This is a genomic window from Paracoccus laeviglucosivorans (genome assembly GCF_900182695.1).
Lineage (GTDB): Bacteria > Pseudomonadota > Alphaproteobacteria > Rhodobacterales > Rhodobacteraceae > Paracoccus > Paracoccus laeviglucosivorans.
In genome coordinates this window covers 132779-155812 of the sequence record NZ_FXTK01000002.1, presented here as the reverse complement: position 1 = coordinate 155812, position 23034 = coordinate 132779, and the positions used below count along the sequence as shown (strand labels likewise).

The following is a 23034-nucleotide window of genomic DNA, read 5'->3' as shown; positions in this document are numbered from 1 at the left end:
TATCTATTATCTCAGATATGAGCCTTCGGGATTTCTTGAAAATCACCCGCGCAAGCTGTGACACTGTGCCCAAGGCACGAAAGGGGGGCGCATGATCGAGGAAGGCACGCTGAACCGGCGGGCGCTTGCAGCGCTGGCCCATGCGCTGCGGCAAGGCGAATTGCGGGCGGGGCAGTTTTTGTCCATGCCGCAACTGGTCGATCTGCTGAAGCTGCCGCTGGCCCCTGTGCGGGACGCGGCGCGGCACGCTGCGGCCTCGGGGTGGCTGGAGATCATCCCCAAACGCGGCGTGCAGGTGATGGAGGCGACGCCCGACATTATCCGCGACAGTCTGGACCTGCGCATGGTGCTGGATCAGGAAGGCGCGCGGCGGCGCATCGCGGGCGGGCTGGAGGGGCTGGCCGCATTGCGACAGACGCATCAGGCGATGCTGGACGAAGCCTTGGGTGTGGGTGTTCCGGGCCTTTCGCTGCGCGCGATGGGCGTCGATGGCAGCCTGCACCAGTATCTGGCGGATGGGCTGGGTAATGCTCTTCTGCGCGAGACATATGCCGCAAACCGCATCCGCATCGACATCATCCAGCGCGTTCGCCCCTTTGTGCAGGAACGTGTGCGGTCCGCGATGGAGGAGCATCTGGCGATCATCGCGGCGCTTGAGGCACGCGACGCCGATGCCGCAGTCGCCGCGTTGTCGCTGCATTGTGCAAGAACGCGGCACTGGTGGGGCCTGCCCGACTGATCCACCCTTTGATGGAATATTCCAGAAAGAACTTGCATGATTTGACAGAATGCTTTCACGTCAGGGGCGGGAGGTATCAGCGGTATGGCAGGTCGCTCGACGATAGATGACGTGGCTCGCGCGGCGGGCGTCAGTGTGGCGACCGTGGATCGGGTGCTGAACGGGCGTGCCAAGGTGCGCGAGGAAACGGCGCGCAAAGTCTCGGAAGCGGCCGAGGCGGTGGGTTATCATGCAGCCACCGCAATTCGCGCCCGCGCGCTGGCACATATCCCGGAATTGCATCTGGGCATCGTGCTGCAAAAGGAACGTCACGCCTTTTATCAGGACTTTGCCGCCCGGCTTGAGGAAGCGGCGCGACACGATCCCCTGCATCGCTGGCGGCTGACGATCCGCTTTTCCCCCGGCCAAAGTCATCAGGATTTCGCCGACACCATCGCGGGCCTTGCGGGCAAGGTGCAGGCCGTGGCCGCGACCGGCGTGGATCACCATGATGTCACGGCGGTAGTATCCATGCTGCGCAGCCGCGGGACGCCGGTTTTTGCGTTACTGTCCGACTTTGCCGCCGGAATTCGCGAGAATTATCTGGGCACTAACAATCTTAAAACCGGCAGAACCGCCGCCTGGCTGATGCACAGGATCATGACGCATCAGGGCAAGATCGCATTGTTCATCGGCGGCCACCGCTTTCATGGGCATGATCTGCGCGAGGCAGGCTTTCGCGCTTATTTCCGCGAATACGCTCCGGGCTACACATTTCTGGACACGATGCCGAACCTTGAAACCCGGCAACTGACCTATGAAACCACGCTGGCGATATTGGCACGCAATCCCGACCTTAGCGGCATCTATTGCGCGGGCGGCGGTATGGAGGGCGCGATCTCGGCTTTGCAGGAGGCGCGGCTTGGCGACCGCGTGGCGCTGATCGTGCATGAGCTGACACCGGAATCACGGCAGGGGTTATTGCAGGGCAATGTCTCGGTCGTGCTGGCGACGCCGCTGCAACCCTTGGCGCAAGAATTGCTGAGTTCGGTCGCGCATGTGCTGGAACATGGCATGGCCGAAAACCCCCGACAGCGTTTCATCGCGCCTTTGGTTGTCACGCCTGAGAGTATCTGACCTCATTTGATGGTTTTCCATCATGTGCATGAAAGTATCTTTCATTCATGATGGAAAGCAGCATCTCATTTCAATTGACCGGAATCGGTTTCTGCTGAAATTCTCTCATTAGGTTCGCCATGAGGAGAGGCTGACCACCCGCAGGACAATGACACGGACAACGCCCGAAAATGGCTTCGGAGCGATTGGTGGCGGCTGTCTTGTCGCGGGTTATGGCCTGGATGTGCCTGACATCCATAGGGGAGGGAACGAATGAAGAAATTCCTGCTGACGGGCGCCTGCGCCGTCACGATTGCCGCAAGCGCCGGTTCGGCCATGGCCGAAAACATCGGTGTCAGCATGGCGCTGTTCGACGACAACTTCCTGACCGTCCTGCGTAACGGGATGCAGGAACACGCAGCCACGCTGGAGGGCGTGACGCTGCAGGTCGATGACGCGCAAAACGACGTGGGCAAGCAGCTGAACCAGATCGAGAACTTCGTTGCGGCTGGCGTCGATGCAATCATCGTGAACCCGGTCGATACCGATGCCACGGCGGCAATGACGGCTGCGGCGCAGAATGCGGGCATCCCGCTGGTCTTCGTGAACCGCCAGCCTGCGAACCTTGACAGCCTGCCGCCGAACCAGGCCTTTGTCGCATCCGACGAAAAGGAATCCGGCACGCTTGAGACGCAAGAGGTCTGCCGCCTGCTGAAAGAACAGGGCAAGACCGAGGCGAAGGCGGTCGTTCTGATGGGCGAATTGTCGAACCAGGCGGCGCGGATGCGCACGCAGGACATCAAGGACGTCATCGCCACGCCCGATTGCAGCTTCATCACCATCGCTCAGGAACAGACCGCCAACTGGTCGCGCACCCAAGGCGCCGACCTGATGAGCAACTGGCTTTCGGCGGGCACGGAATTCGATGCCGTCATCTCGAACAACGACGAAATGGCGATCGGGGCCATTCAGGCGCTGAAGGCGTCGGGCCGTGACATGGGCTCGGTCATCGTGGGCGGGATCGACGCGACGCAGGATGCGCTGGCCGCGATGAAGGCGGGCGATCTGGACGTGACGGTGTTCCAGGACGCCGCAGGGCAGGGCAAGGGCGCGGTCGATACCGCGCTGAAACTGGCGCGTGGCGAGACGGCCGAGCAAAGGGTCTTCGTGCCCTTCCAGCTGGTGACGCCTGCGAACGTGGACGAATTCCTGTCCAAGAACTGATCGGCAGTGGCGGGGTTACGGCCCCGCCCCACCCAGACAAAGGGGAAGACGAATGCTTGACCAGACCCGCGCCTATCAGGGCGAATACATTCTTGAAGTCGATAGCATCACCAAGGAGTTTCCGGGCGTCAAGGCGCTGGACGGCGTGCAGCTTAAGATACGGCCCGGCACGGTCCATGCGCTGATGGGTGAAAACGGTGCGGGCAAGTCCACGCTGATGAAGATCATCGCGGGCGTCTATACCCCCGATGGCGGCGAAGTGCGTTTCGCGGGTGTGCCGCTGAACATCAAGACGCCGCTGGACGCGCTGAATTCGGGCATCGCCATGATCCATCAGGAACTGAACCTGATGAACTGGATGACCGTCGCTGAAAATATCTGGATCCGCCGCGAGCCGCTGAACCGGCTGGGCTTTGTCGATCATGCCCGTATGCGCCAGATGACCGCCGATCTGCTGGGGCGGCTGAACATCAAGCTGAACCCCGGCCAGCAGGTCAGCGAACTGACCGTCGCGCAAAAGCAGATGGTCGAAATCGCCAAGGCCGTCAGCTACAATTCCGACGTGCTGATCATGGACGAGCCGACCAGCGCGATCACCGAATCCGAGGTCGAACACCTGTTCGCCATCATCCGCGACCTGAAGGCGCGCGGTATCGGCATCGTCTATATCACCCATAAGATGAACGAGCTTTTCGAGATCGCGGACGAATTCACCGTGTTCCGCGACGGGAAATATGTTGGCACCCATCCCAGCAGCAGCGTGACCCGCGACGACATCATCCGCATGATGGTGGGCCGCGAAATCACCAACATGTTCCCCAAAGTGGACTGCCCCATCGGCGACACCGTGCTGGAGGTGCGCAACCTGACCCTGCCCGGCGTGTTCGAGGACATCAGCTTCAACGTCCGCGCCGGTGAGATTCTGGGCATTGCTGGGCTGGTGGGCTCCAAGCGCTCGAACGTGGCCGAAGCGATTTTTGGGGTCCATCCCGCGCCCATCGGGGACATCCTGATCGACAACCGCAACGTCAACATCACCTGCCCGTCGGATGCGATGGCGCATGGCATGGCGTTTCTGACCGAGGATCGCAAGGAAACCGGCTGTTTCCTGATCCTGAACTGTCTGGAAAACATCCAGTCCGCGCTGATCACGCGCGGGCATGTGAAAAACGGCTTCATCGAGCAAAAGGCGCTGGTCGCCAAAGCCGAGGAAATGGCCCAGATGCTGCGCGTCAAGACGCCCAGCCTTTACGAGACGGTCGAAAACCTGTCGGGCGGCAACCAGCAAAAGCTGCTGATCGCGCGCTGGCTTTTGACCCAGCCCCGTATCCTGATCCTGGACGAACCCACGCGCGGCATCGATGTCGGCGCCAAGTCCGAGATCCACCGTCTGATCACCAATCTGGCTGCGCAGGGCGTGGCCGTCATCATGATTTCCTCGGAAATGCCCGAGGTTCTGGGAATGAGCGACCGCATCATGGTCATGCACGAAGGTCACGTATCGGGCTTTCTGGACCGGGCCGAGGCCGATCAGGTCAAGATCATGTCGCTGGCTGCCAAGTAAGGAATGAAATCCATGTCCGAGACTAGCATGGCGGCGCCTGTCCGCCGCCACCGCCCGATGATGGCAGAACTGAACATCCTGCTGGTGCTGTTCGGGATCTGCGCCGTCTTTGAAATTCTGGGTTGGATCGTGCAGGGCCAGTCCTTTCTGGGCAATACCCAACGCCTGTCCATCATGATCCTGCAGGTCTCGGTCATCGGGATCATCGCCATCGGGGTGACGCAGGTCATCATCTCTGGCGGGATCGACCTGTCTTCCGGCTCGATCGTGGGCGCAACAGCGATGATTTCGATGAGCCTTGCGCAGGCGGCGGGATATGAACGCGCGGTCTATCCCGATCTGACGGGGCTGCCGTTCATCATCCCTGTCGCGGTCGGTCTGATCTTCGGCCTGCTTTGCGGGGTCGTGAACGGGGCGCTGATCGCCTATACCAAAATCCCGCCTTTCATCGCCACGCTGGGCATGATGGTGACGGCACGCGGCTTTGCGAAATGGTATACCAAGGGCCAACCGATCAGTTTCCCCTCGGATGGTTTCGCGGCCATCGGCAAGGGCATGATGCCGGTCTTTATCTTTCTGGTCGTCGCGCTGATCTTCCACGTCGCCCTGCGTTATACCCGCTATGGCAAGTTCACCTATGCCATCGGGGCGAACCCGCAGGCGGCACGCGTGTCCGGCATCAATGTAGAACGCCAGTTGGTCAGGATCTATGCGATTGCCGGGCTGCTTTCGGCGCTGGCCGGGATCGTGGTCGCGGCGCGCGGTCTGACGGCGCAGGCGGGCATGGGCACGATGTATGAACTGGACGCCATCGCCATGGCCGTGATCGGGGGCGTGTCGCTGACCGGGGGCCGGGGTTCGATCTTCGGGACGATGATCGGGATGGTCATTTTTGGCGTCATCATCTCGGGTTTCACGTTCCTGCGGCTGGATGCCTATTACCAGGAAATGATCAAGGGCGTGATCATCGTCGCCGCCGTCGTGGCCGATGTCTATCGCCAGAAGAAACGCAAGAAAGCCTAGAGGTCTGTCATGAAAGCATTGACTGCACTGGCCCTGATCATGGGGCTTGCCAGCCCCGCCATGGCCGAAGGAACCCGTATCGGGGTTGCGATGACCAGCTTTGACAACCCGTTCCTGACAATCTTGCTGAACGGCATCAAGTCCGAGGCCGCCAAGGATGGCAGCGAGCTGATCCTTGAGGATGCGCAGCTTGACGTGGCGCGTCAGCAAAATCAGGTCCAGAACTTTATCGCCAACGGCGTGGACGCGATCATCGTCAATGCCGTCGATGGGGCCGCAACGCCTGCGATGACGCAGATGGCCGTGCAGGCGGGTGTGCCGCTGGTCTATGTGAACCACCCGCCGATCAATCACGAAGAACTGCCCGACGGGACCAGCTTCATCGGCTCGGACGAGGTGGAAAGCGGCACGATGCAGACCAAGGAGGTCTGCAAGATGTTGGGCGGCAAGGGCAATGTGCTGGTCCTGATGGGGCCGCTGGAAAATGAGGCCTCGGCCGTGCGGACCAAGGACATCGAGGACGTGATCGCGACCCCCGAATGTTCCGGCATGAAGATCGTCGATCGTCAGGTCGGCAACTGGAACCGCACCCAAGGGGCGGACATCACGACGAACTGGCTTAGCTCGGGCGTGGCGTTCGATGCCATCATCTCGAACAACGACGAAATGGCGATCGGCGCGATCCAGTCTTTGAAGGGCGCGGGGCATGACATGGCCAAGGTCGTCGTCGCGGGCATCGATGCGACGCCGGACGGTCTGGCCGCGATGAAGGCGGGTGAACTGGACGTGACCGTCTATCAGAACGCCACCAAGCAAGGCGAGGTCGCGGTCCAGACCGCCATCGCATTGGCAAAGGGCGAAAAGCCCGAGCACAATATCTGGGTGCCGTTCGAGCCGGTTACCCCGGAAAACCTGTCCCAATACGAGTGAAGCAATGAGCAATGCTGAAAAAGCCCTCGGAGTCGCACTGATCGGCACCGGGTTCATGGGAAAGTGCCACGCGATGGCCTGGCGCAACGTCGCAACCGCATTCGGCGGGCTGCCCCCCCGGCTTGAGGTTCTGGCCGACATGCCTGCGGACAAGGCGCACAGCCTCGCCTCATCTTTCGGGTTTGCGCGTGGCACGGCGGATTGGCGCGAGGCGGTGAATGATCCGGCCGTGGATGTGGTGTCCATCACCACGCCGAACGGTCTGCACCGGGAAATGGCCGAAGCGGCGCTGGCGGCGGGCAAGCATGTCTGGCTGGAAAAGCCCATGGCGCTGAGCGTCGAGGATGCCCAGGCAATGGAGGCCGCGGCGCGCGCCTCGGATCGTCGCACGATCATCGGCTACAACTATACCCGTTCGCCCGCCTTCCGGGCTGCGGTCGATCTGATCGCCGAAGGCGCGATTGGCCGCCCGATCCATTTCCGCGGCATGTATGACGAAGATTACATGGCCGACCCCGACCTGCCATGGAGCTGGCGGCTGACCCGCAAGGATGGTGGACTGGGCGCGCTGGGGGATCTGGGCTGCCATCTGGTCAGCGTGATGGTGTCGCTGATGGGTCCGGTCGCGCGGGTCTATGCGCAGGCGGACACCGTGATCACGGATCGCCCGCACCAAGGCGGAACCGCGCGGGTCGAGAATGAGGATCAGGCGCAGGCGCTGATCCGCTTTGCCAGCGGCACCTCGGGCGAGTTTTCCTGTTCGCGGGTGGCGCGGGGTTATCGCTGCCGCCTGGCATGGGAAGTGCAGGGGACCGAAGGCACGCTGCGTTTCGATCAGGAACGCATGAACGAGCTTTGGCTTTACCAGCCGGGCCGCCCGGAAATCGATGGTTTCCGCCGTATCCTGACTGGCCCCGCACAACCCGGCTTTGCGGCGTTCTGCCCCGGTGGCGGCCATAATTTCGGCTTCAACGAACAAAAGGTCGTCGAGGCCGAGATGCTGCGACAGGCCATCGCCGGACGCGGCAAGGCATGGCCCGACTTTACCGACGGCCTGACGATCGAGCGTGTGATCCACGGCATGGCCACATCCGCCCAGACCGGCCAGCCCGTCAATTTCTGAGGAATGATATGAAGATCGCAATCGACCCCTTCATGCACCGTCATCTGCCGCTGGAGCAGATCCCGGCCAAGGTCAAGGAGCTTGGCTATGACTGGATCGAGCTTTCTCCGCGCGGGGATTTTCTGGAATGGTTCAAGGCGCCCCGCGTCTTTCCCGACCGCATCAAGTCGCTGAAAAAGGCGCTGAAGGCCGCGGATGTGGGCATTGCCAGCCTGCTGCCGATGTATCGCTGGGCCAGCAATGACGAAATCGAGCGTCAGGCCGCCGTAAAGCACTGGAAACGCGCCATCGAAATCGCGGTGGAACTGGGCGTTGACACCATGAACAGCGAATTCGGTCGCGGGCCACATCCCGACAAGGGCAGCTGCTATTGCTGCCACACCGGCAGCATGATCGAAGCCTGCGAGGATGCGTGGTGGCGCAGCATGGACGAACTGGTCCCGATCCTTGAACGCGAAGGCATCCAGCTGAACGTCGAGCCCCACCCCGAGGATTGGTGCGAAACGCTGCAACCCGCGCTGGACATCATCCGCACGGTGAACAGCAAATCCGTCAAGTTCCTGTATTGCGCGCCGCACACCTTCTATTTCGGCGATGATACCAAGGCGATGCTGCGCGAATCCGCCGACGTGCTGGCGCATGTGCATGTGGGCGATACCTTCAACCACAAGGCCAGTTCCGGCCTGCGCTATATCCTGAACCCGCCGGGCACGCAGGCGCGTGTCCACCAGCATCTGAACATCGGCCAGGGCGAGGTGCCTTGGGACGATTTCTTCGGCACGCTGGCCGAGATCGGTTTTGACGGCATCATGACAACCTGCGTCTTCGCCTGGGAAGACCGCGCCGATCATTCCGGAAAATTCATGCGCAACGAAATACAGCGCTACATCGACACCTACTGGAGCAAATGAAGATGACCTTGAAAATCGGAGTGATCGGCACCGGCGCGATCGGGCAGGACCATACCCGCCGCATCAATCAGGTGCTGGCAGGCGCCAAGGTCACCGCGCTGAACGACGTGAACCGCGCCAATGCTGAGAGCTGTCAGCGCGATTACGCCCCCGATGCGCAGATCTTCGACGACGCCCATGCCCTGATCGCCAGCGATGTCGATGCGGTGCTGGTCTGTTCCTGGGGGCAGACGCACGAAGAATACGTGCTGGCGGCCATCGCGGCGGGCAAGCCGTGCTTTTGCGAAAAGCCCTTGGCCACCACGGCGGAAGGCGCGCGGCGCATCATTGCCGCCGAACAGGCGGTGGGCAAACGGCTGGTGCAGGTGGGCTTCATGCGCCGCTATGATCCCGGCTATGTCGCGCTGAAAAAGGCGGTCAAGGATGTGACCGGCGCGCCGCTGATGATCCATGCCGCGCACAGGAACCCGCGCGTGGGTGAAAACTATGTCACGCCCATGGCGATCCACGACACGCTGATCCATGAAATCGACGTGCTGCGCTGGCTGCTGGATGATGACTATGTCAGCGCGCAGGTCTTCTTTCCCCGCAAGTCGCCCCGCGCGCATGAAAAGCTGCGCGATCCGCAGATCGTGGTTCTGGAGACCGCCAAGGGCGTCGTCATCGATGTCGAGGTCTTCGTGAACTGCCATTACGGCTATGACATCCAGTGCGAGATCGTGGGCGAAGACGGCATCGCGAAACTGCCCGAACCCATGGCGATCCAGACCCGTTCCGGCGCGGTTCTGGGCCAGCAGATCCTGACCGACTGGAAGGATCGCTTCATCGACAGCTACGATTACGAGCTGGCCGATTTCCTGAAAGCCGCCGCGCGTGGCACGGCTGCCGGACCGACGGCATGGGACGGCTATGTCGCTGCCGTTACCGCCGATGCCTGCGTCGCGGCGCAAGAATCCGAAGGCACGCCGGTCAAGATCGACCTGCCCGCCCGTCCCGCCCTTTACGACTGAGGTCAGCCCATGCGTTTCGCTTTGAACCATATCTGCGCGCCGCAACTTTCCGTGCCGGATTTCTTTGCCCTTGCGCAGCGGCTTGGCTGCTATGAGGTCGAGATCCGCAACGATCTGCCCGATGTGACCGGGCAGGACGCGGCCCAGATTGCGCGGCAGGCCAGCGATGCGGGCCTGACCATCATCTCGGTCAACGCGCTTTATCCCTTTAACCTGTGGTCCGACGATCTGGCGGGCCGGGCCGAGCGTCTGGCAGATTTCGCCGCCCGCGCGGGCGCGCAATCGCTGGTGATGTGCCCGCTGAACGACGGCCACAAGGTCGAACATTCCCGCGTCGTGGCTGCGCTGGAAAACATGCGCGCCATCCTGAAACCGCGCGGCCTTAAGGGTTTGGTCGAGCCGCTGGGCTTTCCCCAAAGCTCGCTGCGCCGCAAGGACGAGGCGGTGGCCGCGATCACCGAAGCCGGTGGCTTTGACGATTTCGCGCTGCTGCATGACACGTTCCACCACCATCTGGCGGGCGACACGCAGTTCTTCCCGCATCGGACGGCGCTGGTCCATGTCTCGGGCGTGACCGATCCGGCGCTGGGGATCGATGCGATGCTGGACGCCCATCGCGTTCTGGTCGATGGCGACGACCGGCTGGAGAATGCCGGCCAACTGCGCAGACTGCTGGCCGAGGGCTATGATGGTCCGATCAGCTTTGAGCCCTTTGCCCCCGAGGTCCACGCGCTGCCCGACATCGAAGCCGCGCTGCGTGACAGTATGGATCACCTGCGCGCGGCGGTGGAGGAACCCGCATGAAGACGCTTGACCTGATCACCATCGGGCGCTCCTCGGTCGATCTGTATGGCGCGCAGGTCGGCGGTCGGCTTGAGGACATGCGCAGCTTCAACAAATATGTCGGCGGCTCGCCCACCAATATGGCGACGGGGACGGCGCGGCTTGGGCTGCGCTCGGCCCTGATCACGCGGGTGGGCGACGAACATATGGGCCGCTTCCTGCGCGAGGAACTGGCCCGCGAAGGCGTCGATACGCGCGGCGTGGCGACAGACCCGGAACGGCTGACGGCGCTGGTTCTGCTGGGCATCCGCGACGAGGACAGCTTTCCGCTGATCTTCTACCGCGAAAACTGCGCCGATATGGCGCTGTGCGAAGCCGACATCGACCCGGATTTCATCGCCGAGGCGCGGGCGGTGGTGGCCACCGGCACCCATCTGTCGAACCCCCGGACCGAAGCGGCGGTGCTGAAAGCCCTGCATCTGGCCCGTGCCAGCGGCGCGCAGACCGCGCTGGATATCGACTATCGCCCGAACCTGTGGGGGTTGTCGGGGCATGGCGACGGCGAAAACCGCTTCATCGCCAGCGATGCCGTCACCGCGAAACTGCAGGCACATCTGCCGCTTTTCGATCTGATCGTGGGCACCGAGGAGGAGTTTCACATCGCAGGCGGCACGACCGACACGCTGGCGGCGCTGCGTGCGGTGCGTGCCATCAGCGGCGCCACGCTGGTCTGTAAACGTGGTGCAGCCGGCGCGGTGGCCTTTACCGGACAAATCGAGGGTTGGGACAGCGGCCAGACCGGGCCCGGCTTTCCGATCGAGGTGTTCAACGTCCTTGGCGCGGGCGACGGCTTCATGTCTGGGCTTCTGAAAGGCTGGCTGGATGGCGAGCCTTGGCCCGTCGCACTGAAATACGCCAATGCCTGCGGCGCCTTTGCCGTCAGCCGCCATGGCTGCACGCCCGCCTATCCCAGCTGGGCCGAACTGCAATTTTTCCTGCAACGCGGCATCCGCGACAAGGCGTTGCGCAAGGATGCCGAGCTGGAGCGTATCCACCGCGCGACCAACCTGCACCCGCTGACGGGTGATCTGCGCGCCTTCGCATTCGATCACCGTGTCCAGCTTGAGGATATGCCCGGCGCATCGCCCGCCAAAATCGGCGCGTTCAAGAAGCTGTGCCTTTCTGCCGCGTTGCAGGTGCAGGACGGGCGTCCGGGCTATGGCATCCTGTGCGACGACCGGCTGGGCCGTGCCGCGCTGCACGCCTCGGCCGGGACGGGGCTGTGGGTGGGGCGTCCGACGGAATGGCCCGGCTCGCGTCCTTTGCGGCTTGAGCCGGAGTTGGGCGCCGCGAACCAGGGCTTGCATGAATGGCCTGCGGGCCAGACCGTCAAGGTCCTGTGCTTCTGTCATCCGTCCGACGATGAGGCGATGCGCACGGATCACGAGGCGACCGTGACCCGGCTTTATCAAGCCGCGCGGGCCAACGATCTGGAATTCCTGCTTGAGATCATTCCCTCAAAGGTCGGGCCGGTCGATGACGAAACGACCGCAAGCCTGATCCGCCGCTGGTATGACATCGGCGTCTATCCCGATTGGTGGAAGCTGGAGCCGCTGAAAACCGACGCCGCATGGCAAAAGGCCGTCGATGAGATCGTGGCCCATGACCCCTATCTGCGCGGCATCGTCGTGCTGGGTCTGGACGCACCCGAGGCCGAGCTGGCCGCCAGTTTCGCCAAGGCGGCGCGGCACGATCTGGTGCGCGGCTTTGCCGTGGGGCGCACGATCTTTGGCGATGTCGCGCGGGATTGGCTGGCAGGCCAGACCGATGACGCAAGTGCCGTGGCCGAAATGGCGCGGCGATACCGCAGCCTTTGCGCGCTGTGGGACAAGGCCCGCCAGGACGCGCGGCAGGAGGAACACGCATGATCACGATCCGTCTGACGGCGGCGCAGGCGATGATGCGCTGGCTCTCGGTCCAGATGACCGATGAGGGCGAGCGGTTCATCGAAGCCTGCTGGGCGATATTCGGCCACGGCAATGTCGCGGGCATCGGCGAGGCGCTGCACGGCATCGGTGACGCGCTGCCCACCCTGCGCGGCCAGAACGAACAGACGATGGCCCATGCCGCCATCGCCTATGCCAAGACCAAGAAGCGGCGCCGGGCCATGGCCGTCACCAGCTCGATCGGGCCGGGGGCCACGAACATGGTGACGGCGGCGGCGCTGGCCCATGTGAACCGCTTGCCGGTCCTTTTGATCCCCGGCGACGTGTTCGCCAACCGCCGCCCCGACCCGGTGCTGCAACAGATCGAGGATATGGGCGACGGCACGGTATCGGCCAATGACTGCTTCCGCCCGGTCAGCCGCTATTACGACCGCATCTCGCGGCCCGAACATCTGCTGACCGCGCTGCCGCGTGCGATGCAGGTGATGACGGACCCGGCGAATTGCGGTCCGGTGACGCTGGCATTCTGTCAGGACGTGCAGGCCGAAGCCTATGACTATCCGCAGGCGTTCTTTGCGCCCAAGGTCTGGCATATCCGCCGCCCCGAACCCGATGCGCAGGAGTTGGAGCAGGCGCTGCACCTGATCCGCGCAGCGAAGCGCCCGGTGATCGTGGCGGGCGGCGGCGTGATCTATTCGCAGGCGGAAACCACGCTGCTGGAATTCGCCACACGCCACCGCATTGCGGTCGTGGAAACGCAGGCGGGCAAGGGGGCGCTGGACTGGGCCGAGCCGCTTAACCTTGGCTCTCCGGGTGTGACGGGGACCGATGCGGGAAACGCGGCCTGTGCGCTGGCCGATCTGATCATCGGGGTGGGCACGCGGTTTCAGGACTTTACCACCGGATCGTGGACGGCTTTTGCCAACCCGGATCGCAGGCTGATCTCGATCAACCTTGCGGGCTATGACGCGCAAAAGCACGGGGCGCAGCCCTTGGTCGCGGATGCCCGTATCGCGCTGGAACGGATCGGCGCGGCACTTGGGGACCACCGCTTTGCCGAGCCGGACCCGGCCCCCCGTGCCGAATGGTTCGCGCTGGCCGACAAGGCGACGGCGGCCCCGAACCATGACGGCCTGCCATCGGACGCGCAGCTGATCGGCGCGGTGCAGCGGGTCGCGGGCCCCGACACCGTGGTCATGTGCGCGGCAGGCACGATGCCCGGCGCGTTGCAGGTGCTGTGGCGTGCGGCGCCGGGCGGCTATCACATGGAATACGGCTATAGCTGCATGGGGTACGAAGTCGCGGGCGCAATGGGTATCGCGATGGCCCGCCCGCAGGCGCAGGTCATCTGCATGGTCGGCGATGGCAGCTACATGATGGCCAATAGCGAGCTTGCAACGGCGGTGATGCTGAAAGTGCCGTTCACCATCGTTCTGGCGGACAATCGCGGCTATGGCTGCATCAACCGCCTGCAGCAGGGCTGCGGTGGGGCCGAGTTCAACAATATGTATGCGACCTCTAATCTGGTGCAGCAGCCGCAGATCGACTTTGTGGCCCATGCGGCGTCCATGGGCGCATATGCCGAAAAGGCCGCGACCATCGCGGATGTCGAGGCGGCCGTGATCGCCGCGCGCGACCGCGACATCCCCAGCGTCATCGTCATCGACACCGAAGCCCTGACCGGCGCGGGCATCGGCGGCGGCTGGTGGGACGTGGCCGTGCCCGAGGTGGGCGATACCGACAAGCTGCGCCAAGCGCGCGCGGACTATGAAACCTGGCTTTCCCGCCAGCAACTTGTGAATTGAGGGCGGACATGATCCAATTCGGAACCAACCCCATCGCCTGGGCCAATGACGACGACCAGTCCATCGGCGCGCATATCCCGACCGAACAGATCCTGCACGAAGCGGGCGAGGTCATCGGCTTTGACGGTATCGAAAACGGCCATCGCTGGCCCGACGACCCGCAGGAGCTTAAGGCGACACTGGGCAGATACGGCCTGAAATTCATCTCGGGCTGGTATTCGACGGAACTGCTGACCCGCTCTGTTGTGGATGAGATCGCGGCGTTCCAGCCGCATCTGGCCAAGCTGCGCGCGAATGACTGCAAGGTCTGCGTGACCTGCGAATGTTCGAACACCGTCCATGGCCGCCCGGATGTACCGCTAAGCGCGCGGCCGGTGCTGACGCCGGACGAAATGGCCGCGTTCGGCGCCAGGATCGAGGAATTCGCGCAATACATGGCCTCGCAGGGGATCACGCTGGCCTATCACCACCATATGGGCACGGTGGTGCAGACACCTGATGAGATCGACGCCTTCATGGCCGCGACCGGGCCTGCCACGCATCTGCTGTTCGACAGCGGTCATTGCACATTCGGCGGCGGCGACCCCGAGGCGGTGCTGACCCGCCATATCGACCGCGTGGCGCATTTCCATGCCAAGAACATCCGTCGCCCGGTGACGGAACGGGTCTGGGCTGACGGTATGTCCTTTATCCAGGGGGTGATGGCGGGCGCATTCACTGTGCCGGGCGATCCCGAAGGTGCGATCGACTTTCTGCCGCTGCTGAAGATACTGGCCCGCGCGGGTTATGACGGCTGGCTGGTGATCGAGGCCGAGCAGGACCCCGAGAAGCGCAATCCGCTGGAATATCAGACCCTTGGATTGAAGGCGTTGAAGGCTGCCGCGCGGGACGCGGGGCTGGTCGCGGCGGTGCAGGCATGAAGCTGTTGCGCAAGCCGCAGGCGGATCACGGGCTGGTCCACCAGATCACACCCAAGGATGCGGGCTGGGGCTATGTCGGTTTCGACCTGTGGCGTCTGAACCCCGGCGAAGTCGCCGAGGGTCGGACGGCTGACCGCGAGGTGATCCTTGTAATCGTCGAAGGCAAGGCCCGCGTCACAGGCGCGGGTCAGGACTGGGGCGAGATGGGCGACCGGATGGACGTCTTTGAAAAGACCCCGCCGCATTGCCTTTATCTGCCCGATGGCAGCGATTGGCGGGCCGAGGCGCTGACGCCCCTGACGCTGGCCGTCTGTTCCGCCCCCGGCCACGGCGGCCACGCGCCCCGCAGGATCGGCCCGGATGGCATCACGCTGACCCCGCGCGGGCAGGGGGCAAACACCCGTCACATTAACAACGTCGCCATGGAGAACGAGGACTATTGCGACAGCCTGCTGGTGACCGAGGTATTCACCCCCTCGGGCAACTGGTCCAGCTATCCGCCGCACCGCCATGACGAAGACGACTATCCCCGCATGACGTATCTTGAGGAAACCTACTATCACCGCCTGAACCCGGCACAGGGATACGGCATCCAGCGGGTATTCACGGACGATAGCAGTCTGGACGAAACCATGGCCGTGCAGAACCATGATGTCGTGCTGGTGCCCAAGGGGCACCACCCCTGCGGCGTGCCCTATGGATACGAGATGTATTACCTGAACGTCATGGCCGGACCGATCCGCAAATGGCGTTACGAAAACCATCCCGATCACGATTGGATCTGGCAGCGGGACAACGCCAAGACGTGATTTCCGGGGTTACGGCAGCAGCCCACTCGCGCTAGGCTTGCACCAAAACGTGAGGGGGCAGTGATGCGTATTACATTCCGTAACTCGGTCGGCATGGCCGCGGTGGCCTTGATGCTGGGTTCCTGCGGGGTGGGCAGCTATGCGCCCCGCGGCGGTGGCGTGGCCCAGACGCAGCAGGAAATCAAATGGGGTCGCAACCAGAACCCGCCCGCCGACAAGGTGGCCGGTCTGAACGCATGGATCGAAAGCTACAAGGGCAGGGCGCGGGCGCAGGGCATCAGCGACCAGACCCTGAATTTCGCATTCCGTGACGTGGTTTATAACCCCGAAGCGATCCGGCGTAGCCAGAACCAGGCGGAGTTCAAGAAATCCCTTTGGGAATATCTGGAAAACGCCGTGTCGGAAAAGCGCCAGACCAATGGTCGCGCTGCGCTGGCACAATATGGCGGCATCCTGAGCAGCGTCGAAGCGACCTATGGCGTTGACAAGGAAGTCGTCACCGCCGTCTGGGGCATGGAATCCACCTATGGCGAACGGCGCGGCGACCTGCCTTTGATCGAGGCCTTGGCCACGCTGGGTTACGAAGGCTATCGCGGCGACTTCTTCCGCAGCCAGCTTTTCGCGGCGCTGAAAATCCTGCAGGCAGGCGACATCGATCCGGGCCACATGACCGGCAGCTGGGCGGGCGCGATGGGGCATACCCAGTTCATCCCGACGACATATCTGGCCTATGCGGTTGATTTCACGGGCGACGGGCGGCGCGACATCTGGTCGAACGATCCCAGCGATTCACTGGCCTCGACCGCGAACTATCTGGCGAAATCGGGCTGGCAGCGCGGCCTGCCTGCGGCAGTCGAGGTGACGCTGCCGCCGGGCTTCAACACCGGGCTGGGCGGCAAGGGCAAGCGGCGCACGGTATCGGAATGGCAATCGCTTGGCATTCGTCAGGCGAACCAGCGTCCGCTGCCACCCGCGGGCACCTCGACCGAGCTTCTGATTCCCGGAGGCGCGAATGGCGCGGCTTTCCTGATCACCCGCAATTTCCACGCGATCCTGCGCTATAACAACGCCGACAGCTATGCGCTGGCAGTGTCGCATCTGGCAGATCGGCTTAAGGGGTATCCGGGGCTTTCGAACCCTTGGCCCTCGGACCATCCGGGCCTGCGGATCGAGCAGCGCAAGGAAATGCAGCAGCTTCTGACCATGCGCGGTTTCGACACGCAAGGCGTCGATGGCAATGTGGGATCGAACACCACAAATGCCATCCGCGCCTATCAACAGTCGCGCGGGCTGCCCGTCACCGGCCAGCCCGACGCAGTGCTGTTGCAGCAATTGCGGCGCGGCTGATCACAGCAGAAAGGCGTTGGCCGAAAGCGTGATGGGATCATCCAGCAGGATGGCGAAATCCGCGAGGCCATCGCCGTTCACATCGCCCGAAATCAGCGTGCCCGCCGCAACGCTTTGCGCGCGCAGTTGCCCGGCATGGCCGCTGAACGCGGCAGTGCCGATAAAGCCGAAAGCCTGATCGCCCGCCAATGCGCTGTTGGCATCGACGCCGCGCAGGTCGATCCGGTCGCCTTGGGCAAAGTTGAAATCGGATATGGTGTCACGCGCCGCCAATGTGGTGTCCGCTGCGAAGTTGAACACAAAGCGATCCGCTCCGCTGCCGCCATACAGCCGGTCCGCACCTGCCCCGCCGACCAGCGTATCGGCGCCGTCACCCCCGACCAGCAGATCATTGCCCGCGCCGCCGTTCAGGTTATCGGCACCGTTTCCGCCGTTCAGCGTGTCGTTTCCGGCCATCCCCGCCAGAACGTTATTACCCACATTTCCAAGGATATTGTTCGCGCCCGCATTCCCGATGCCCCGGATCGCCGTGCCGGTCAGCGCCAGATTTTCCTGATAGTTCCCCAGCGTCCAGTTCAGGGACGAACGCACCTGATCCACGCCGCTGTCCAGATAGTCCCAGATCAGCAGGTCGCCCGGATTGTCGATGACATAGATGTCGTTGCCCGAGCCGCAGTAATAGCTGTCGGCACCAAGGCCGCCATCATACAGGTCCGCGCCCTCGTTCCCCTCAAGCTGATCATTGCCGGTGCCGCCCCAAAGGCTGTCATTGCCGCCGTCACCCATCAGGGTGTCGTTGCCCGCCTCTCCATACAGGCGGTCGCCCAGATCGGCGGCGGTGGCGTAATAGCCGCCGCCTTCAAGCCGGTCGTTTCCGTCGCCGCCATAAAGGACATCGGCGCCATTGCCGCCTTCGATGTCATCATCGCCGCCCTGACCGTTCAGCATGTCGGCGCCCGCATCGCCATAAAGTTCGTCCACGCCAAGGCTGCCATAGATGCGGTCATTGCCGTCGCCACCCCATGCGGCATTGCGGATGGCAACCGTGCCGGGCTGACCTTGCAGGTCGGTCCAGATCAGATCGTCGCCCGCATCGCCGCGCAGGTTGTCGCTGCCGATCCCGCCGATCAGCGTGTCGTTGCCCGTCCCGCCATACAGGTTGTCATTACCCGCCTGACCATAGATCAGGTCGTTTCCGGCATCGCCCCAAAGCTGGTCCGAGGAGCCGTTTTCGCTGGTCTGCCAGCCGGGCTCATCCCAGCCGCAATCGCCAAAGATCGTGTCATTGCCATCGCCGCCATAGACCTGATCGCCTTCGGTCGCGTCCTGTCCGTCGTAATACAGGTCGCCAAAGATCAGGTCGTTGCCCGCATAGCCGCGCAGCGCGTCCCGCGCGTTGGCGCTGTCCGTGTCGGACGAATTGTCATAGCTGCCATCGCCCAGCACAAGCGCCTGACCCCAAAGCGTGTCATTGGCATCCGTGCCGGCGTTGTTTCCGTTCGGGTCTCTGGGCATCGCGGGCTCCATGTCGGGATGGCGTCAGCCTGACATGAGCCGCAGATTCCCGCAACTGTGACGCGAGTTATTCGGGCCGCACCAGGCGGGCCGCACCCTGTGCATCCAGCGCGACAAAGGTGAAGGTGGCTTCGGTCACCTGCTGGCTGTCGTCACGGTCGCGTTCGCGTCGCCATGCCTCGACGTGGATCCGCATCGAGGTGCGACCGACATGCACGATCTCGGCGTAAAGCGACACCTCATCACCCACCTTGACGGGGCGGTGGAACTTCATCCCCTCAACCGCGACGGTGGCGCTGCGACCGCGCGCGGTCAGCGCAGCTACGGTTCCGGCTGCAAGGTCCATCTGGCTCATCAGCCAGCCACCGAAGATGTCGCCGGCCGGGTTGGTGTCGGCGGGCATGGCGATGGTGCGGATCGTGGGATTGCCGGGGGGCTGGCTGTCGGGCATTGGCTGGGCATTCCTTGCTGTTGCCCGGCCCTGTTAGCCTATTGCCGCGCTTGCGGAAATGCCGAAAAAATGGCCCCCGCCACGGATGGCGGGGGCGGGTGGCGCTTAGGCGTTCTGCAGCTCGGCGGTTTCGGTGCTGTTCAGCACAGCCCGGTCGGTCTGGCCCAGGATCTGCGAGGTGACGGTCCCCGCCGTCATCGACCCCGACACGTTCAGCGCGGTGCGGCCCATGTCGATCAGCGGCTCGATCGAGATCAGCAGCGCGACCAGCGTGACCGGCAGGCCCATGGCGGGCAGCACGATCAGCGCGGCCATCGTGGCCCCGCCGCCGACACCGGCCACGCCAGCCGACGACAGCGTGACGATGGCGATCAGCGTCGCGATCCATGTCGGATCAAGCGGGTTGATGCCCACGGTCGGCGCAACCATCACGGCCAGCATCGCCGGGTAAAGCCCCGCGCAACCGTTCTGCCCGATCGTGGCGCCGAAGGATGCCGAGAAAGAGGCGATGGTTTGCGGGATGCCCAGACGACGGGTCTGCACCTCGACGTTCAGCGGGATCGACGCGGCACTGGAGCGGCTGGAGAACGCAAAGCTCAGCACCGGCAGCGCCTTGCGGAAGAAGCTGAGCGGGTTCACCCCGGTCAGCGTCAGCAGGATTGCATGGACGCCGAACATGATCGCCAGACCGATATAGGACGCAATGACGAATTTCCCGAGGTTCAGGATGTCGGCCGCGTTCGAGGTTGCGGCCATCTTGGTCATCAGCGCCATGACGCCAAACGGCGTCAGCGTCATGATCAGGCGGACAAGCTGCGCGATCCAGCCCTGCAGCAGGTCGATCAGCGCCAGCAGGCTGCGGCCCTTTTCCGCGTCACGCTTGACCAGCCGGATTGCCGCGACGCCCAGAAACGCCGCAAAGATCACGACCGAGATGATCGAGGTCGGGTTGGCCCCGGTCAGGTCCGCAAACGGGTTCTTCGGGATGAAAGACAGGATCAGCTGCGGCACGGTCAGGTCCGCGACCTTGGGGGCATAGTTCGATTCCAGCGCCGACAGACGCGCGGTTTCCGCCGCACCCTGCGCCAGCCCCTCAGCGGTCAGGCCGAATGCCAGCGACATGACGACGCCGACAAAGGCTGCGATGGCCGTGGTCAGCAGCAGCGTGCCCAGTGTCAGCGTGGAAATCTTGCCCAGCGATGACGCATCATGCAGTTTCGATACCGCATTCAGAATGGCGACAAAGACCAAAGGCATCACGATCATCTGCAGCAACTGGACATAGCCATTACCGACGATGTTGATCCAGTTGATCGTGCTTTGCAGAGCCGGGGCGTCGTGACCATAGATCAGCTGCAACAGAACGCCGAACAGCGTCCCAAGGATCAGGCCGGTGAAAACCCGGACGGACAGGGAAAGGTCGCTGCCTTGCAGGCGGAACAGCCCATAAAGCAGCGCGAGGAATATGACGAGGTTCAGAAGCACTGGCGCCATGACGCATCTCCAGTAAATGTTAGGAGCATATGTTTAGTCATGTCTGCGGGCGGAATTAAGGGGCAGGCCGAAAATAAGCATAGGCTCATCGCTTTAGCGCGGGGCTGGGTGAAAAAGTTCCGGTTTTTCATCGCATCGCGGGACAGATTCGGGCGCATCGGGGCCGATTCCGGTCCAGCTTACGCAAACGGGTCCAGCAATTTGCACCCCGAGGGCCGGAAATCCGCGATATTTCCCGTCACGACCGTTGCGTCCTGTGCAAGGGCGGTTGCCGCTATCAGCAAATCGGCCCCTGAATGGCCGATCTGGGCGGAAATGCGGCCCCAGATCTGTGCCTCGGCAGCCCCGAAAGGCAGCAGCCTGTCCGCAAATAGCGTCGTCGTGCGGCTGATCCAGTCGCGCAGATCGCGGGCAAAGGGTGGGTTGGTGCGTTCCTGCTGTGCGATGCCACGTTCGATTTCGCCCAAGGTGATGACCGACAGGAAAAGCTGCGACTCATCCTGACGCGCCAGCCATGCGGCGACATTCGGGCTGCGTTCGGGCCTGCGCAGCGCGGACAGGACGTTCGTGTCCAGAATCAGCATCAGAAATTGACGTCGCGCGGCGTGACCGTGTTGCGGGGTGCGTCAGGCTCGCCCGGAAAGTTCAGCAGGTGACTGATGAAAGAACCGCGGTTTTCAGCGGCCGCATCGCGCATCCGGGCGTATTCCGCCGCCGAAAGCACGACGACCGCAGGCTTGCCGCGGCGCGTCACCTCTTGCGGCTGTCCTGCAAGGGCCGCATCGACGACGGCGGAAAAGCGGTTTTTGGCGTCTTGAAGTGTCCACATGGCAAACCTGCTATCTAGCTATCTGGCTAGATAGTAACCCAAGTGACCCGTTTCAAGCAAGACGCCCGGCAAGCATAGGCTGGCCGGGCGTCGGTATCATGTCAGTAATGGCTGCAATCAGCTTGCGCGGGCCATGACCTTACGGGCGTAGCGCAGGGCAAGGATCGTGCAGATCGCGCCGGAAAGCAGGTAAAGACCCGCAGCCCACAGACCCAGCCAGGCCGACAGTGCCAAAGCGGCCAGCGGTGCAAAGCCCGCGCCGAACAGCCATGCCAGATCCGACACCACAGCCGAGCCGGTGTAACGACGGCTTGCCTGGAACAGCGAGGCGACCGCACCCGAGGATTGACCGAAGCTGAGGCCAAGGATGATTGCGCCGATCGTCATGTAGATGGCTTCACCGAACTTGCTGCCCAGCAGCAGCAGCGGTGCGACAAGGCTGAAGACCGCGATGGCGATGGCACCCCGATACAGCAGCTTGCGGTGGCCGATGCGGTCCGCGATCACGCCCGAGGCGATGATGGCAAGGAAACCCCATGCGGCTGCAATCGCCTCGATCACCAGGAAGCCGGCGGGGCTGTCATTGGTATAAAGATAGACCCAGGACAGCGGAAACACCGTGACCATGTGGAACAGCGCAAAGCTGGCCAGCGGAACGAATGCGCCGATCAGGATGGTGCGGCCGTCCTGCGCGAACGCAGCGCGGAAGCTGGAGGGCTTCAGCTCATTCGAATCGAAGGCTTCGGTATATTCCGGCGTCACGACGATTCGCAGACGGGCGAACAGGGCCACGACGTTGATCGCGAAAGCCACGAAGAACGGGTAGCGCCAGCCCCAGTCGAGGAAGTCTGCCTGCGACATATTGTTCAGCAGATAGGCGAACAGCAGGCTGGCAACGATCAGGCCGATCGGTGCGCCAAGCTGCGGCACCATCACGTAAAGCCCGCGTTTTCCGTGCGGCGCGTTCATGTTCAGCAGCGAAGGCAGGCCGTCCCACGCACCGCCAAGGGCGAAACCCTGACCGATTCGCAGCAGGCAAAGCAGGAAGATCGACGCTGCGCCGATGTTTTCATAGGACGGGATCAGGCCCATGCCGACCGTCGAGGTGCCCAGGATCATCAGGGCCAGCGTCAGCTTGACGCTTTTGCCGTAACGACGGTCGATGACGGTAAAGAAGGCGGTGCCCAGCGGTCGCGCCAGAAAGGCAAGCGCGAAGACGGCAAAGGACCAAAGCGTCGCAGTCAGCGGATCTGCAAAGGAAAAATACCGATGCGGGAAGATGATGACCGACGCGATCGCGAAGACGAAGAAGTCGAAGAATTCCGACGACCGACCGATGATCACACCGACCGCAATATCGGACGGAGAGACGTGATGATCGGAATTCGCCTCGCGGGGCAAGGTGGAATGAGAATTGGCTGCGCTCATGTCTGGCTGACCTCTGTAGGACCCGACGAGGGAGGCGAGGGGACGTTTGGGGGCAATAGAGGCCGCGAAACTCTAATGGTCAACCGTC

General features: G+C 63.0%; 21 protein-coding genes. 15 read left to right on the top strand and 6 right to left on the bottom strand.

The features are described from left to right. Nucleotides 1-91: 91 nt before the first annotated feature. The 15 genes from FN835_RS02860 to FN835_RS02790 all read left to right on the top strand — a co-directional run bounded on the left by FN835_RS02860 (nt 92) and on the right by FN835_RS02790 (nt 17229). On the top strand, nt 92-739 hold the full coding sequence (locus FN835_RS02860) for a GntR family transcriptional regulator (RefSeq protein WP_142661692.1): 648 nt from the start codon (nt 92-94) through the stop codon (nt 737-739). An 84-nt stretch (nt 740-823) separates the two neighbouring features. Continuing rightward, on the top strand, nt 824-1855 hold the full coding sequence (locus tag FN835_RS02855) for a LacI family DNA-binding transcriptional regulator (RefSeq protein ID WP_142661691.1): 1032 nt from the start codon (nt 824-826) through the stop codon (nt 1853-1855). Between the two features lie 252 nt (nt 1856-2107). Continuing rightward, entirely contained in the window at nt 2108-3058 is a 951-nt protein-coding gene (locus tag FN835_RS02850) for a sugar ABC transporter substrate-binding protein (protein WP_142661690.1), read from the top strand. A gap of 52 nt (nt 3059-3110) precedes the next feature. Beyond that, nucleotides 3111-4622 carry a sugar ABC transporter ATP-binding protein gene (locus FN835_RS02845; protein ID WP_142661689.1) on the top strand — a complete coding sequence of 504 codons (1512 nt, stop codon included), beginning with the start codon at nt 3111-3113 and terminating at the stop codon, nt 4620-4622. A gap of 12 nt (nt 4623-4634) precedes the next feature. Continuing rightward, nucleotides 4635-5645 carry an ABC transporter permease gene (locus FN835_RS02840; protein WP_142661688.1) on the top strand — a complete coding sequence of 337 codons (1011 nt, stop codon included), beginning with the start codon at nt 4635-4637 and terminating at the stop codon, nt 5643-5645. A gap of 9 nt (nt 5646-5654) precedes the next feature. Next, nucleotides 5655-6575 carry a sugar ABC transporter substrate-binding protein gene (locus FN835_RS02835; protein WP_142661687.1) on the top strand — a complete coding sequence of 307 codons (921 nt, stop codon included), beginning with the start codon at nt 5655-5657 and terminating at the stop codon, nt 6573-6575. 4 nt (nt 6576-6579) lie between these two features. Next, on the top strand, nt 6580-7698 hold the full coding sequence (locus tag FN835_RS02830; RefSeq protein WP_142661686.1) for a Gfo/Idh/MocA family protein: 1119 nt from the start codon (nt 6580-6582) through the stop codon (nt 7696-7698). A gap of 8 nt (nt 7699-7706) precedes the next feature. Next, a complete protein-coding gene (locus tag FN835_RS02825) occupies nt 7707-8609 on the top strand; it encodes a sugar phosphate isomerase/epimerase family protein (RefSeq protein ID WP_142661685.1) in 903 nt (300 codons plus the stop codon). Between the two features lie 2 nt (nt 8610-8611). Next, on the top strand, nt 8612-9619 hold the full coding sequence (locus FN835_RS02820) for a Gfo/Idh/MocA family protein (RefSeq protein WP_142661684.1): 1008 nt from the start codon (nt 8612-8614) through the stop codon (nt 9617-9619). A gap of 9 nt (nt 9620-9628) precedes the next feature. Beyond that, nucleotides 9629-10423 (top strand): TIM barrel protein, encoded by a 795-nt coding sequence (locus tag FN835_RS02815; RefSeq protein WP_142661683.1) that lies wholly within the window; start codon nt 9629-9631, stop codon nt 10421-10423. Next, nucleotides 10420-12330 (top strand): bifunctional 5-dehydro-2-deoxygluconokinase/5-dehydro-2-deoxyphosphogluconate aldolase, encoded by a 1911-nt coding sequence (locus FN835_RS02810; RefSeq protein ID WP_142661682.1) that lies wholly within the window; start codon nt 10420-10422, stop codon nt 12328-12330. Before FN835_RS02815 ends, FN835_RS02810 begins: the two co-directional genes overlap by 4 nt. After that, nucleotides 12327-14153: a 3D-(3,5/4)-trihydroxycyclohexane-1,2-dione acylhydrolase (decyclizing) gene (gene iolD / locus FN835_RS02805; protein ID WP_142661681.1), complete on the top strand. Its 1827-nt coding sequence runs from the start codon at nt 12327-12329 to the stop codon at nt 14151-14153. Before FN835_RS02810 ends, iolD begins: the two co-directional genes overlap by 4 nt. A gap of 8 nt (nt 14154-14161) precedes the next feature. After that, nucleotides 14162-15073: a myo-inosose-2 dehydratase gene (gene iolE / locus FN835_RS02800; protein WP_142661680.1), complete on the top strand. Its 912-nt coding sequence runs from the start codon at nt 14162-14164 to the stop codon at nt 15071-15073. After that, nucleotides 15070-15882 carry a 5-deoxy-glucuronate isomerase gene (gene iolB / locus FN835_RS02795; RefSeq protein WP_142661679.1) on the top strand — a complete coding sequence of 271 codons (813 nt, stop codon included), beginning with the start codon at nt 15070-15072 and terminating at the stop codon, nt 15880-15882. Before iolE ends, iolB begins: the two co-directional genes overlap by 4 nt. A gap of 63 nt (nt 15883-15945) precedes the next feature. Continuing rightward, entirely contained in the window at nt 15946-17229 is a 1284-nt protein-coding gene (locus FN835_RS02790; RefSeq protein ID WP_142661678.1) for a lytic murein transglycosylase, read from the top strand. On the opposite strand, the gene FN835_RS02785 is transcribed toward FN835_RS02790, so the two are convergent. The 6 genes from FN835_RS02785 to FN835_RS02760 all read right to left on the bottom strand — a co-directional run bounded on the left by FN835_RS02785 (nt 17230) and on the right by FN835_RS02760 (nt 22946). Beyond that, nucleotides 17230-18744, bottom strand: coding sequence for a calcium-binding protein (locus tag FN835_RS02785; protein WP_185958557.1), 1515 nt, complete (start codon nt 18742-18744; stop codon nt 17230-17232). It abuts the gene before it with no gap. Between the two features lie 67 nt (nt 18745-18811). Further along, nucleotides 18812-19195: an acyl-CoA thioesterase gene (locus tag FN835_RS02780; RefSeq protein ID WP_142661676.1), complete on the bottom strand. Its 384-nt coding sequence runs from the start codon at nt 19193-19195 to the stop codon at nt 18812-18814. A gap of 105 nt (nt 19196-19300) precedes the next feature. Next, nucleotides 19301-20689, bottom strand: a complete 1389-nt coding sequence (locus tag FN835_RS02775; protein WP_142661675.1) for an L-cystine transporter — start codon at nt 20687-20689, stop codon at nt 19301-19303. A gap of 179 nt (nt 20690-20868) precedes the next feature. Further along, the gene (locus tag FN835_RS02770; RefSeq protein ID WP_142661674.1) at nt 20869-21273 is read right to left on the bottom strand and encodes a type II toxin-antitoxin system VapC family toxin; all 405 of its coding nucleotides are present in this window, start codon (nt 21271-21273) and stop codon (nt 20869-20871) included. Further along, nucleotides 21273-21518 (bottom strand): type II toxin-antitoxin system Phd/YefM family antitoxin, encoded by a 246-nt coding sequence (locus FN835_RS02765; protein WP_142661673.1) that lies wholly within the window; start codon nt 21516-21518, stop codon nt 21273-21275. The genes FN835_RS02770 and FN835_RS02765 overlap by 1 nt, the downstream gene beginning before the upstream one ends. A gap of 117 nt (nt 21519-21635) precedes the next feature. Beyond that, nucleotides 21636-22946: an MFS transporter gene (locus FN835_RS02760; protein WP_142661672.1), complete on the bottom strand. Its 1311-nt coding sequence runs from the start codon at nt 22944-22946 to the stop codon at nt 21636-21638. Nucleotides 22947-23034: the final 88 nt, after the last annotated feature.

What these genes read in the sequence shown, in the direction of transcription:
- FN835_RS02790 (WP_142661678.1), top strand. Translation starts at nt 15,946, where the DNA reads ATGCGTATTACATTCCGTAACTCGGTCGGCATGGCCGCGGTGGCCTTG.
- FN835_RS02860 (WP_142661692.1), top strand. Translation starts at nt 92, where the DNA reads ATGATCGAGGAAGGCACGCTGAACCGGCGGGCGCTTGCAGCGCTGGCC.
- FN835_RS02855 (WP_142661691.1), top strand. Translation starts at nt 824, where the DNA reads ATGGCAGGTCGCTCGACGATAGATGACGTGGCTCGCGCGGCGGGCGTC.
- FN835_RS02825 (WP_142661685.1), top strand. Translation starts at nt 7,707, where the DNA reads ATGAAGATCGCAATCGACCCCTTCATGCACCGTCATCTGCCGCTGGAG.
- FN835_RS02785 (WP_185958557.1), bottom strand. Translation starts at nt 18,744, where the DNA reads ATGCCCAGAGACCCGAACGGAAACAACGCCGGCACGGATGCCAATGAC.
- FN835_RS02765 (WP_142661673.1), bottom strand. Translation starts at nt 21,518, where the DNA reads ATGTGGACACTTCAAGACGCCAAAAACCGCTTTTCCGCCGTCGTCGAT.
- FN835_RS02850 (WP_142661690.1), top strand. Translation starts at nt 2,108, where the DNA reads ATGAAGAAATTCCTGCTGACGGGCGCCTGCGCCGTCACGATTGCCGCA.
- FN835_RS02840 (WP_142661688.1), top strand. Translation starts at nt 4,635, where the DNA reads ATGTCCGAGACTAGCATGGCGGCGCCTGTCCGCCGCCACCGCCCGATG.
- iolD (WP_142661681.1), top strand. Translation starts at nt 12,327, where the DNA reads ATGATCACGATCCGTCTGACGGCGGCGCAGGCGATGATGCGCTGGCTC.
- FN835_RS02820 (WP_142661684.1), top strand. Translation starts at nt 8,612, where the DNA reads ATGACCTTGAAAATCGGAGTGATCGGCACCGGCGCGATCGGGCAGGAC.
- iolE (WP_142661680.1), top strand. Translation starts at nt 14,162, where the DNA reads ATGATCCAATTCGGAACCAACCCCATCGCCTGGGCCAATGACGACGAC.
- FN835_RS02810 (WP_142661682.1), top strand. Translation starts at nt 10,420, where the DNA reads ATGAAGACGCTTGACCTGATCACCATCGGGCGCTCCTCGGTCGATCTG.
- FN835_RS02835 (WP_142661687.1), top strand. Translation starts at nt 5,655, where the DNA reads ATGAAAGCATTGACTGCACTGGCCCTGATCATGGGGCTTGCCAGCCCC.
- FN835_RS02760 (WP_142661672.1), bottom strand. Translation starts at nt 22,946, where the DNA reads ATGAGCGCAGCCAATTCTCATTCCACCTTGCCCCGCGAGGCGAATTCC.
- FN835_RS02780 (WP_142661676.1), bottom strand. Translation starts at nt 19,195, where the DNA reads ATGCCCGACAGCCAGCCCCCCGGCAATCCCACGATCCGCACCATCGCC.
- FN835_RS02845 (WP_142661689.1), top strand. Translation starts at nt 3,111, where the DNA reads ATGCTTGACCAGACCCGCGCCTATCAGGGCGAATACATTCTTGAAGTC.
- FN835_RS02770 (WP_142661674.1), bottom strand. Translation starts at nt 21,273, where the DNA reads ATGCTGATTCTGGACACGAACGTCCTGTCCGCGCTGCGCAGGCCCGAA.
- FN835_RS02815 (WP_142661683.1), top strand. Translation starts at nt 9,629, where the DNA reads ATGCGTTTCGCTTTGAACCATATCTGCGCGCCGCAACTTTCCGTGCCG.
- iolB (WP_142661679.1), top strand. Translation starts at nt 15,070, where the DNA reads ATGAAGCTGTTGCGCAAGCCGCAGGCGGATCACGGGCTGGTCCACCAG.
- FN835_RS02775 (WP_142661675.1), bottom strand. Translation starts at nt 20,689, where the DNA reads ATGGCGCCAGTGCTTCTGAACCTCGTCATATTCCTCGCGCTGCTTTAT.
- FN835_RS02830 (WP_142661686.1), top strand. Translation starts at nt 6,580, where the DNA reads ATGAGCAATGCTGAAAAAGCCCTCGGAGTCGCACTGATCGGCACCGGG.